Below are 13,142 nucleotides of genomic sequence, written 5' to 3'. Positions count from 1 at the left end.
TATTTCTCTCCCTATTTAATATCTAAATCTAAAGGTTTCTGGCCAGCATGCGGATGATTTGCTCCAGCATAAACCTTCAATTTCTGGATTAATTTTCTTCCCAGGATATTTTTGGGAAGCATTCCTTTTACGGCGTGAATAATGATTTCTTCCGGTCTTTCTTCTTTCATTCTTTTGAATGTAACTTCGCTTCTACCACCGGGATAACCACTATATCTATCGTATGTTTTTTTATTTTCCTTGTTGCCTGTAAGACGAATCTTTTCGGCATTTACTACAACCACAAAATCACCTGTATCCAGATGTGGGCTGAAATAAGGTTTGTTTTTTCCACGCAGGATGGACGCGACCTGTGTGGCTAACCTTCCCAGCACCTTATCGGTTGCATCTACCAGATACCAGCTTTGCTGAATCTGATTAGCTTTCGGTGCATCAGTTTTCATGCTTTCTCCTTTATTCTTCTATAACTTATGATCGAGACCGAACAAAATTTTTCTGTAACAGTTTTGCTGTCAAGCAGAATGAACAATAAAGGTATCTTCCGAAAAAATATTCCTTTTCAATAATCAACAAGGAGAAACTATAATTTCATTTTTTCAAGCCCATGAATGTATTCATGGGAAAAACAAGCAAAGTCTATTTTTAGTAACCATTTCAATGGTTTTTTGTTTGTGTAAACGGTTGAAACCGTTGTCAGAAATATTTCTCGTATCAAGATTCCTCCGAATAAATTTGTGGGCTTTGCCGGATAAGGTTTTGGACGGTTAAAATAGCAGCAATATCATTTATTGCAATAAATTAGGTTTATTCCTTCCTAATTTTCTTTATTTAATATAGAGATATGCTATTCTTTATTTTGTTTCTTCTTTTTTTACGATGAACATCTCCAAAGCAAAAAGTATCAAAACAAAGATCAGCAGGTATTTCCAGATTTCAAAGCCATAACGCGAATGTAGAATATTCTGCTGCCAATCCGTTTCCAGAACCTGCAGGTTTTTCGTGTGTGGTTTGGAGAGTCGCGAATAACTGCTTTCAGCGTAATCCAGATTAACCGGAATCAATTTATCATCGATTTTATAAATTCCGGAAACTTCTGAAATAACCTTTTTATTTCCCGGTGTTATTTCATTACCATTTGGAAGTGTTATCAGTGATCCTGAGAGTTGATCTCCAACTTTTTTCGATGATATGATAAGGTCTGATTGAGAGGTAAAACGAAGCGAATTGTAAGCAAAAACAGGAAACGCATTATTCAGCAGAAATGGATTCTGCAAACTGGCAACATCAAACAGCCATAAACATGATTTTTCTTTTTGAATAGCAACAGGCAGATCAGCGCTTTTCAAAAGGGCATCAGCCGATTTTGACGTTTTCCAGAAATCATTTATCTGGATTGATTCAACATTTTTGATCTCACGAGAAATAGGATGATAAGGATTTGCATAACTAAGTTTTACTGGTGACGAAAAATGATTGAATTCAGAAAATTGGAGTGAGAATTTTTTGGCCAGATAATCTTGCGAATCAACATTGAGATTTTCATCTGCAATGAATAGAATTCCCATATTTTTGCTTTGCAGATCATCCAAAATGAATTCCAAACGTGGAGAAAAAGTACGTTTATAAACTATAATATTGTCGTAAGTTTTTAAGAAATCGCTATTCAATTCGTCAGTGGAGATCAGGTCATAAGTTCCGTCATCTCCGGTATAAATTTCCAGGATCGAATCTAAAGTGAGAGGAAGCTGGGGAAGATCGGAAAGAACTGCCACGCGCAGGCTTGCATCATGAAAGAAACTGAAAAAGCTGCGGTTATCAAAGATCAGCCGTTCGTTTTTTACTTCCACATATCCGCTGTGCCAGCCTTCGGTTTCCAATTCAAGTTCAAATGTTTCTGTTTTAAGTTGTTTTGGCTGCAGATCAGTTACTTTTTCGGAAATTGTATTTCCATCCAGAAACAGGCGATAAATTACATCCTGCTGAACAGAATTGGAATGATTCACCAGCTCAAAGCTGATCTTTTTCTGCAAACCTTTTTTTACGATCTCATTTTGCAATCGACTTTTTTCACAACTGATATTAACTCGATCATCAATATCGGAAGTTGGGATCAGAAAAGTAGGAATTGTCATTTGGTCGGGCAGTTCACTTTGCTGCAGGTCGGAGATCATGATAATTTCTCGATTGGGAAGGTGAATTTCCGATAATTTCTTTTCTGCATTTTCCAGTACATCTTTTGTAGAAAGCGATTTGGAAGTAATTTTTAGTTCTTTTATCAGGTCGGTATCAAACTTGCCAAATGTAGAATTTCCATGGAGTTCATTCCAATTTTCATCTGCTGTAAGTAAAATTACCACATCATCCTCATTCAGCATTTCATTAATTTTAAAAGCAATCTCTTTGGCTTTTTCCATTTCAGTTTGTGTATCCACCAAATAGTTCATGCTGTAGGAATTATCGATGATAATTGCTAAAGCTGTTTTGGGATGAGTGCTGCTGCTGGTAAGTATTTCCGAGCGAATAGCAGGACGGGAAATTGCCAGAATTACCAGCAGGATTATCAGCATTCGGATCAAAAGCAGGATCAGGTTTTTCAGGTTGATGCGTTTTTTCTGCTGCTGCTGACTTTCCTTGATGAAACGAATAGTACTGAAAACGATTTTTTTCGGTCGCTTCTTGGCGAAAAGATAGATGAGAATCGGAATTACTATGGCAGAAGCCAGAAATAATATTCCTGAATTTAAAAATGAAATCATGTATTATTTTCCTGAAAAATTTTATTTATCAATTAACAATTTATGTTATTTTTTTATCCAAAACTCTGTAAGTTTTGTGAACATATCCCCCCAGATTTGTAGCGATACGGTTCATCATTGTGTTGGTTTCTAATATCCAACTCATTTCGGCATTTTTTATATCGAGTTTCTTGTGTTCGTTGGCTATCTGGAAGTTTCTTGTATAGAAAACCGTGTCGATACCGCGACCTTGATATTCTTTGATGACACCCATCGTTACAACACGCATGGCATCGATTTTGTTGCGTCCGAAAAGCAGGTGGAAAATTCCAAAAGGAAAGAGTTTCCCTTTCATCTTTTTGATGACTTGATTGTAATCGGGAAGAGCCACATAAAATCCGACTGGATCATCTTCCACGAACGCCAGATAGAAAAATTCCGGCATCACAATATCGATCACAGAATCGATGAGATGGAAAAATTCTTTTTCCGTCATGGGAACGAATCCCCAATTCCTTTCCCAGGCTTTGGTATAAACTGTGAACACCATTTCCAGATCTTTTCGCAGATCTTTCTTTTTTGTAGAAAGTGAACGAACTGTGAATCTGCCGCGTTCCTGTAATTTATTTACAACTCGTTGAAGACGTTCAGGTGTTGGACGGCGAGGAATAAGATAAGCCAGCAGATCCATACTTTTGGCAAAACCGGCTTTAGTGAGAAGATCCGGATAATATGGCTTGTTGTGTGTCATCATGATGAAAGGTGAAGATTCAAAACCGTCCACCAGAAGTCCGCATTCATCGTTGGTAGAAAAATTCATCGGACCGCGAAGAGTATCTTTTCCACGCTCTTTGTTCCAGGCATAAGCTTCATCGATCAATTCATTGGCTACAGCCTGATCATTTATGCATTCAAAGAAACCGAAAAATCCTACTTTATCTTCGTGAAATTTATTGTGTTGAGTATTGGTTTGAGCCGAAATTCTACCTACAATTTCTCCATTTTTTTCTGCCAGGAAAAGCTGGACTTCCGAATGTTCATAATAAGGATTCTTTTTCGGATCGAAAAACTTTTTCTGCTCACTAATGATAGGTGCAACCCAATACGGATCATCTTTGTAAAGTTGAAACGGCAGCATTATGAATTGTTTCAAATCTTTTTTAGTTTCTACAGGAAATACATTTATCATCAAATTCTCCTCAAATTCCGTTAGATCTTCTTTTCGTAAATAGTGTAGGTTTTGCTGTCTTCCGAACCCATCATCTCGATGATTCTTATCACCATTTTATTGTCTTCCAAAACCCAACCCATATCGCAATAAGTATAACGAGTTCTGGTGTATTGCTTCTGTTTCCAGATCATCACGCCATCCAAACCAAGACGGCGGAATTTCGGTTTCACTCCCAGATAACCAAGTCGGAAGCCTTTTGTTTTTTTGGCTCCTAAAATCAATTTGATAGCTCTTATCAATTCCAGATGACGGAAGCTACCAATTCTTTTCAATTTTTCGGCAACGTTTGGCACACCACCGAAAAACGCAGCTGGTTCGTCTTTTATGTACAAGAAGATAAAAAGTTTTTTATCCATTATCATCAGCATATCATCGATTATCTGATCAAATTCTTCCTGTGTGAATGGAACAAAACCATAATTATCATTCCAGGCTGCATTATAGATTTCCAGCATTTCTTTTTTGCGAACATCCAGCGGTCTTTCATTCCAGGCTTCTATTTTCACATCGTAGCGATCGATGATCTTCTGACAGATTCTTTCCAGTTTTTCTTCCATAGGATTTTGCGGAATTACTTCCCAGGAAAGTACTCGTTTCACAGGTTTCATTCCCAGTTTTTCTACCAGTTTGGGATAGTATGGTTTATTGTAATGATAATACATCACAGGTCGTGAATCGAAACCTTTGGTCATGAAGCCGGGTGTTGCATCATTTACCGGCAGATTCTGCGGTCCGCGCATCGTGTCCATTCCATGTTTTTTCAGGAATTTCTCCGAGGCTTCCAATAAAATTGCTGCAGCTTTTTCATCTTGGAGGCATTCAAATTGTCCGAAAAATCCGGTCTTATCCTGCCAGTGTTCGTTGTGGCGATGATTGACAAAAGCGTTGCATCTGCCCACTAATTTCTCATTTTTATAAACCATAAAAAAACGCATCTCTGCATGCTTGAAGAAAAGATTTTTCGATTCAAAGAATCCTGTCATTCCAATCAATTTAAAACCAAGATATTCATAATCCAGAAGTGGCACGTAATTTGGTTCATCTTTGTACAATTCCCAATGAAAATCCACAAATTTTTTCAGCAGTTTTTTTTCAGCTTTGGATTCATTTCCAAAACTAACCAGCTCAAAACCATCGATTTGTTTTTTTTCGATCATCAGATCTCTCCTAATTTCTTAGAAACTATGAAATTTATAATTCCCATCAAAATAGCTGCAATAAACATTTTTCCTACTAAAGACATGGAATGAGTGAAAAAGAAAGTAAGAAATGGCGGCAGCAGAACGATCATGTATTGAGCAAAACGAATTTGCTTGAAAAATCCCACGATCAATAGTGCCAGAAAAGCCACGATTATCATCGGCCAGGGAGCAAAAAATGTAACGAAGCCAATATAAGTAAAAATTCCGCGTCCACCTCGAAAATGATGAGAAACAGGCAAACAGTGCCCAACCACCATCATGAAACCGAGAATCAGCAAATGATTTTGCGTTCCGATATCTGCTCCGATCCAATTTTGAACTGCCGACAATCCCAAAATATAATTGATAAGAACCAGGTAGAAGAAGACTTTTCCAAAATCGATGATGCCGGCAAAAATACCCAGTGGTTTTCCAATATTGTTATAGATGTTCAAAGTGTCGGGATGTCCGGTTCCGACTTTATAAATATTGATAGATTTATAATTTTTCGTAATGATCTTAGCCATGGAAAGGCAGCCCAGACAGTAGGAAAGAAGTGCCAGGATTATAAAACTGATGATTGATAACATGGTTTGTCCTTTTGTTAATAATTTCTGCTGCCGAAAATAGCTGAACCGATGCGGACGATGTTTGCTCCTTCCTCAATTGCCAATTCAAAATCGCTGGTCATTCCCATGGAAAGATATTTCATTTCTACGTTTGGAATTTTGGTATCTTTCACTATTTCCGATAATTCTCTCAGCATTTTAAAACAAGCTCTTATTTCATGCTGATTATCTGTAAATTTTCCGATCGTCATCAAACCTTTCAAATGCAAATTTGTAAGCTCAGAAATCTGTTTTACAAACTTAATTGTATCTTTTGGTTCGATGCCGAATTTGCTTTCTTCACTTGATGTATTCACTTGAACCAGAAGATCTTGTTCACGGTTGTACAATGTAAGATAATCATTCAATTTACGAGCTGTAGAAAATTTGTCGATGGAATGAATAAGCACAGGATTCAGCGGCATCAATTTTTTTATTTTATTGGATTGCAGATGACCGATAAAATGAAATTCGCTGAATTTTCCGGATAGTTGCGGAATCTTCTCCTCAGCTTCCTGAATTCTGTTTTCACCGATAGATCTTATGCCATTTGCCAGAGCTTCTTCGATGGTTGAAACGGGATGAGTTTTGGTAACAGCCAGCAGTTTTATCTCAGAGGAGTTTCTTCCGCACTTTTTTGCCGCAGCTTCGATACGGGATTTTACTTTTGCAATATTCTGCGCTATCGACATCTAACTTCCTCGTATATAATATTTTTCATAAACCATTTAAACGAATTTGAAAGTGTGTTTGTGTCAAGCAAAGAGTTTGAAATGACGCCATAGAAAGCGCAAATAGATTTGCATCGTTTATTTATTGTTGTTAATAGTTGATGAAAGGTGATAAAATTTTTTTTTGTTTCAAAATTTATTGCTTGACTCGAGCCTAGTTAATCAATACCTATCTAACTATAAGAAAAACAAAAAAATTAGAGATTTTGGATCATAAATAATTCAGGGAGGAATTATGAGGAAAATTTTAATAATTTTATCGTGTTTTATGTTTTTAGCAGGATTTTTGTGGGGACAGACGGAGATTGACACGTGGCAAAAATTGTCCGATGTCAGAAGTACTTTAACTGGTGACTATGTTTTAACTGGAAATTTAAGTAAATCTACTTCAGATTACTATACAGTACTATTTCCAGGAAAGACTTATAAGAATACTTGGGCAACAGGAACATATTATGTAAATGATTTAGTGTTGCACGATGGAATTTATTATTATGCAACCGTAGAAACTTCAAATGAGCCACCCCATGAAGATTGGGCAGAAGCTGAAGGTTGGAATCCAATCGGTGGTGGAGGAACAGCTGATAAATTCACAGGAACTATTGATGGAGATGGTAGTAACAACTACACTATTTCTGACATCTACATCAACCACCCCGATACGCCCAATGTCGGCCTCTTTGGACACATTGGTCGAGGCGCAGTTATAAAAAATCTTGGTTTAGAAACCGTCGATGTGAAAGGAGCCAGAGGTACCGGAAGTCTGGTGGGTAGAGTTACTGGTGATGAAACAACTTTTATTGAATATTGTTATGCGAATGGTGGTACAGTTGTTGGTGATGGTGCAACCGGTGGCTTGGTTGGTTCAAATAACAGCCATAGCACTTCGCCAAGTAACAGAAATGAACACCCTACGATTCAATATTCCTGGGCAAATATTGCTGTTTCTTGGTCTCAAAAATCCGGAAGTGGTGCAGATAAATTTGGAGGTTTGGCAGGATGTAACCAAAAGGGGAATGTCTTCTTCTGTTATGCCAGAGGTACTGTGACTGTAGACAATGATCCAGCGGTTACAGTATCTAATGATGATGGATCCGTTCCCTCGAGAATAGGTGGATTAATTGGTTGTATTTTAATCAGGGGTTTGGTAGAAAGTTGTTATTCTACGGGTTTGGTAACGACTAATGGCTCAGTAGCCAACGTTGGTGGATTAGTCGGCAGAGGCGGAACTGGCGGTGCCGGTGGTAATGCCTATGATAGCTTCTACCAAAGTCCAGTTACTGTTGATACCGAAGATATTGTTAATCCTAATCTGTTGAATGCTCCTGTTGGGTTGGTTGCATATACACCTGCAGGTGTTACGCTAAAAAATCAAACAGAAATGCAAACTCAATCGACTTATACAGATGCCGGTTGGGATTTTGATAATATTTGGACTATTTCTGGTGGTTATCCTGAATTAAGTAGTACTATGCCCACTATTTATAGTGTTGTATTAACAAATGGAAATTCATTTAATCCATCTGTCTCTCCTGGCAATTCAGACCAGACTATTGGGCGGTTTGCCTTAAATTTGGGATCTACTGGGACGAGTTATCTCGAGCGAGTAACTGTAAAACTGAATGGAACAAGAACTGGAGCATCAAACTTCAAATTATGGGAAAGTACAGATGAAAATTTCGGTTCGGGTACTCAATATGGATTAACAGTTTCATCCGATCCAGGTACGGGTGGATCGGTAAGTTTTGCAAAATCAGGTTTTACAATTAATACTTCAACAAAATATTACTTTCTTACCTGTGATGTAGCTTCTGATGCTACAGGTTCAATTGATGCAGAACTTTTTGATAGTTCAAGTTTACTTTTCTATGCAGGTGAATTGTCTGAAGATTATTTTGGAACAGAAGCAGATCCTATACTGCAACCCTTATCAGGTGATGATGCAACTCTTCCCGTCGTTCTTTCCGATTTTTCAGCTGAAATTGTAAATTCAACTCCGGTTATCAATTGGACAACCCAATCTGAAACTGAGAATCTGGGCTGGAACATTTATCGCAGCGAAAGTGAAAACGGCTGGCAGAATAATGATATTCTACAGATAAATAATGACCTGATCGCCGGCATGGGAACAACTACTCAGCCAACCGATTATCAGTTTAGTGATACGTATTCAGTAGAAGAAAACTCAACATATTATTATTGGCTGCAAAGTGTAAGTTATTCACAGGAACTTGAACTTTACGGACCAGTTTCATTATTTTATACTCAAAATGGAATACCTGAAATTCCTGCTAAATCCTGCTTATATGCCAATCATCCGAATCCATTCAATCCACAGACATCCATTTCATTTGATATTGCCGAGGGAGAAACTGGCTCGCTTTCGATCTTTAATATGAAGGGACAAATGATCTTGCAGAAAGATTATGAAGCAGGACAGCACAGTTATAATTGGAATGCAGACAACATTTCATCAGGCTTGTATTTGTATCGATTGGAAACTGATGAATTCAGAAGCACAAAGAAAATGCTGCTTCTAAAATAATTAACAGAACTGAATAACTTTAAACCTTCCAGGTTTTTGCAGACCTGGAGGGTTTTTCAGACTGGAGTTCAGTTCCATCTGGACTTCAGGATGAATACAACTAGAAGTTTCAATTTAATCGTCCTCGATCATTAAATATAAACTTCGGGACGAAGTTCAGAAACATACAGACTCCACGAGACGTGTAGTCCAACTTCCTTTTTAAATAATGAGTAGTAAAGTTGAGCGAAATCTCACGAGATGCTTCCGTTTTCGCAAAGCTTCGCCGGACACAGTCGTGGGCAAAGCTAAAAGTTAACTCAGGATGACGGTTTGTTTTTTCAACATTCGGATGAATCCAGAGGACACAATCCGAAGTTTCTGAACCTCGGAATGTACGAAGTTCTTCCGAGTGTTGTAAAACTTACTCCATTAATAATAAACATTCGGATGAATCCAGAGGATACAATCCGAAATTTCTGAACCTCGGAATGTACGAAGTTCTTCCGAGTGTTGTAAAACTTACTCCATTAATAATAAACATTCGGATGAATCCAGAGGATACAATCCGAAGTTTAGCATAAAAAAAATCCCGGCACCATTTCTGATACCGGGAAGTCTAAATTCTAAAATTTATTTAAGCATTATCATTTTGCGAGTACTTGTGTAACGTCCGCCTGCACGCATTTTGTAGAAATAAATGCCGCTTCCTACGGATTTGTTATTATCATCTTTTCCGTTCCAGGTAATCAGATGATTTCCTGAACTTTGATGTTCGGAAACAAGGTGCTTAACCAGCTGTCCTTTCACGTTAAAAATATCGATTTGAACCAGGCCATCTTCTGCAAGGCTGTAATTTATATTCGTGGTTGGATTGAAAGGATTGGGATAGTTTCCGCCAAGCATATCAACCAATGTAGGAATATTATGTGGATTGGTTCCTGTTGTAGCATCGTAGGCATTTCCTGTTCTGCGCGGATTGCGTTTATAATTTGCCCAGGAAACATATCCAGTTGGATTTTTGTAATCTACCAGAACGTAGGCAGTTTGATTTGGAACCAGAATTTCGATATCACCATCACTATCTGTATCGGCAATTGCGGCACTGGTTTTTATTGTAGAGCCCAGATTAACCGGAAAACCAACCGTTTCACTACCCGTAATATCGATGGAATGAAGATAACCGGAGTTATCACCAAAAACAATATCCTGTGTTCCATTGTCGTCCATATCTGCCAGAAGCGGAGTGGATTCTACACTAACGCCAAGATCTACAGGGAAGTTGGTGAATGGTGTTCCCTGATTATCAACAACAAACACTTTACCATTCGCAGTTACGAATGCTGCATCATCAATTCCATCGTTATCAAAATCGGATGTAACAATTGAAGTTTTGATCTGGTTTCCGATGTTTGTTTCAGAAAGCAGAGTTCCATCATGATTTATCACGAAGAACATGCTTCCCAGAGTTCCCACCAGAACTTCGGGTTCATCATCAGAATCTACGTTTGCCACGATCGGTCCGTGCCAGGAACCCATTCCCAAAGCATAAGGCCAACCCGCAAGTTGTGCTCCCGTACTTGTATCGATCACATCAAGAGAACCGGTCAAAGTTGCTATCACGATATCCATATTTCCATCTGCATTTAAATCTCCGATTGCAGGAGAACTGAGCATTCCACCACTAAGAGCTGCCGGGAAATTGGCGAATGATGTTCCGTCATTTTTGATAACATGAGCCTGACCACCAATGAATGTAGCTGCTACCACTTCATTTATGCCATCGCCATCAACATCAGAAATCATGGGAGTTCCTTTTATCGAACCACCGCAATCATAATCGAAGATCGTTCCACCATTATAATCGTAAGCGATCACGTGTCCTGCTTCATTGGCAATAACCATATCTTCAATTTCATCACCATCGATTTTGCCAATAGCAACTGCTCCGGTTATTATTCCACCAGTATCGATAGCATCAATAACTTCTGTTCCATCTGCATTCATTACATGCAGCATTCCCATTTGATCGCCATAGATAATTTCTTTATCTCCATCATCTTCCAAATCGACAATAACACCAGCAGACGCTGAGGCTCCACCCACAGAAACAGGCCAACCAGCTTGAACAAGAGTTAACTCAATTGTAAGTTCTCTATCAACTTCGTAGGGATAATCGAAAGTGTCATTTGCATTGAAAGTAATTGTTAAAGGAAGTTCATAAGATGAAATATCACTGGGAGTTTCAAAGCTGAATGGGGAAGATGTATTCCAAACAGTATCGCCACCAGTCAAGTCTGGGAATGTAATTGTATCTGAAAGGAATGTTACATCAGGATTTGTTGTGCTGATGGTTGCAGAAACTCCAAAAGCCACAAACCAGTCGGGAGTATTTGTGATTTCCAACATCAAATTTACAATTTCTCCAGGATTTGGCAGGCCGTCACCATCTCCTGTTTGTTCAAAGAAGCTGTAATCTGTAATATGAAGATCGGGAATAAGATCGTACATGCAACCAGTAAAAGAATTTATTCTGCCAGCGCCCAGCATTCCCACATAATCAGGATTAACAGCATCGATATTATCGCAGGTATCTTCCAACCGTTGCTTCAGAGCCATCGGATCAAGATCGGGATGCAAAGTTTTGATGAGAGCAGCAACTCCGGCAGCAACTGGAGAAGCCATGGAAGTTCCACCATAAGAAGCGTAGCCATTATTGGCAATAATTGTGGAATAGATATTATCTCCAGGAGCGGAAACATCTACGGGATCACCATAATTTGAGAAGTTTGCTTTCTGATCGCTGTTTGGACCTGTGGCTGCAACGCAAACTGCATTTGTAGCATTTCCAGGATAATGTGGATAAATTCCAATATCCAGGGCATCGTTTCCAGCTGCACAGACTACCATAGAACCTTGAGCAACCGCATAATTAACCGCCGTATTAGAAGCTGCTCCACCACCGGAACCGCCCCAGCTGCAATTAATAATATCAGCGCCAGAATCGGCACAATAATAAATCCCGTTATTTCCATAGTAAATGCTACTGGATGATGTATTTGTGGGAGCATGACGAGAAGAGATAAGTTTTACATTCATAATAGAGCCAACCACTCCGATGAAGTTATCTCCAACTGCACCTGCACAACCTGCTACGTGAGTTCCATGATCATTATCTGCGTAACTTTGATATGATTGGTTGCTCTGTGATCCATAAAAATTCCAACCGATACAATCATCGATCTTGCCATTGCCATCATCATCCAATCCATTTCCACCACTTACTGTTCCATTGGCCCAGTTTATGGTCATTGGATTTCCACCTGAAGTTGAATTCAATTCTGCTTCGTTTACCCAGATGTTATCCTGCAGGTCATTATGATTCCACATTATTCCTGAATCGACAATTCCAATTACGATCTCATCATCTCCGGTAGTATAATCCCAGGCAAGTTCACTCTTTATGTATTCATGATGCCATTGATTGGAATAAGATGGATCATTCGGTTCGTACGCAATTCGCAATATGGGATCGTATTCAGCAAAAATAATATTGGGATCTTTTTGTAATTCTGCTATTGCTTCTTCGATATTATCATTATGCTCCAGGTAAATTCGATAAATACAGCGAGGATAAATTCCATTATCATTCCAATCCAGATCTTTTACAAAATCGATGGTTTGCTGTACATCAGTAAAACGAAATTCCTGAGCAAGCGCATCAAAACTTGATATTCCTGTAGTCACGATTCCATCGGTGATTTCATAATCTAAAACAGACTCGCGATTACCGATGGCATCCCATTCAAAACAGGCTACAATAACCTTCTCATAATATTTATCTGCATCATAGGCAGGTACTTCTGCTACCATTGAAAAGGTCAGACAAATCGTTAAAAACATAATAATTTTCTTCATAATATTTCTCCTTTATTTATCTTTTCACTTATGAATATACAAGAAAATTATGTTTATTTAATGCTGTCAAGCTTGACTAAAATATAAATGGAAAATAGAAGATTGTTTTATCTCTCGGAATTTAAGAATTTTCTTTATTATTCTTACTCCAATTTAAAAAAATTATATTCTAAAGTCGAGTCAACATTCAGACGTGTCTCGCACGTCGTTCTTG

Annotated in this window: 8 protein-coding genes; 1 reads left to right on the top strand and 7 read right to left on the bottom strand. The window is 38.4% G+C overall.

The genetic code is table 11. The features are described 5' to 3' along the window. Window positions 1–11 precede the first annotated feature (11 nt). The 6 genes from rplM to K9N40_01110 all read right to left on the bottom strand — a co-directional run bounded on the left by rplM (window position 12) and on the right by K9N40_01110 (window position 6,447). Window positions 12–443 carry a 50S ribosomal protein L13 gene (gene rplM, locus K9N40_01135; protein ID MCF7813064.1) on the bottom strand — a complete coding sequence of 144 codons (432 nt, stop codon included), beginning with the start codon at window positions 441–443 and terminating at the stop codon, window positions 12–14. A 408-nt stretch (window positions 444–851) separates the two neighbouring features. Continuing rightward, window positions 852–2,756 carry a BatA domain-containing protein gene (locus K9N40_01130; protein MCF7813063.1) on the bottom strand — a complete coding sequence of 635 codons (1,905 nt, stop codon included), beginning with the start codon at window positions 2,754–2,756 and terminating at the stop codon, window positions 852–854. A gap of 40 nt (window positions 2,757–2,796) precedes the next feature. Further along, window positions 2,797–3,924 (bottom strand): GNAT family N-acetyltransferase, encoded by a 1,128-nt coding sequence (locus tag K9N40_01125; protein ID MCF7813062.1) that lies wholly within the window; start codon window positions 3,922–3,924, stop codon window positions 2,797–2,799. A 20-nt stretch (window positions 3,925–3,944) separates the two neighbouring features. Beyond that, entirely contained in the window at window positions 3,945–5,123 is a 1,179-nt protein-coding gene (locus K9N40_01120) for a hypothetical protein (GenBank protein MCF7813061.1), read from the bottom strand. Beyond that, window positions 5,123–5,737 carry a glycerol-3-phosphate acyltransferase gene (locus K9N40_01115; GenBank protein MCF7813060.1) on the bottom strand — a complete coding sequence of 205 codons (615 nt, stop codon included), beginning with the start codon at window positions 5,735–5,737 and terminating at the stop codon, window positions 5,123–5,125. The genes K9N40_01120 and K9N40_01115 overlap by 1 nt, the downstream gene beginning before the upstream one ends. Window positions 5,738–5,751: 14 nt before the next feature. Further along, complete coding sequence (locus K9N40_01110; protein ID MCF7813059.1) at window positions 5,752–6,447, bottom strand: YggS family pyridoxal phosphate-dependent enzyme; 696 nt, start codon at window positions 6,445–6,447, stop codon at window positions 5,752–5,754. A 274-nt stretch (window positions 6,448–6,721) separates the two neighbouring features. Between K9N40_01110 and K9N40_01105 the strand changes: the two genes are divergently transcribed. Then, entirely contained in the window at window positions 6,722–9,031 is a 2,310-nt protein-coding gene (locus tag K9N40_01105; GenBank protein ID MCF7813058.1) for a T9SS type A sorting domain-containing protein, read from the top strand. A gap of 612 nt (window positions 9,032–9,643) precedes the next feature. Here the strand turns inward: K9N40_01105 and K9N40_01100 are convergent. Next, window positions 9,644–12,928, bottom strand: a complete 3,285-nt coding sequence (locus K9N40_01100; GenBank protein ID MCF7813057.1) for a S8 family serine peptidase — start codon at window positions 12,926–12,928, stop codon at window positions 9,644–9,646. Between the last annotated feature and the right edge of the window lie 214 nt (window positions 12,929–13,142).

The sequence above is a fragment of the Candidatus Cloacimonadota bacterium genome, assembly GCA_021734245.1.
Lineage (GTDB): Bacteria > Cloacimonadota > Cloacimonadia > Cloacimonadales > TCS61 > B137-G9.
This window is presented reverse-complemented; position numbering and strand designations above follow the sequence as displayed.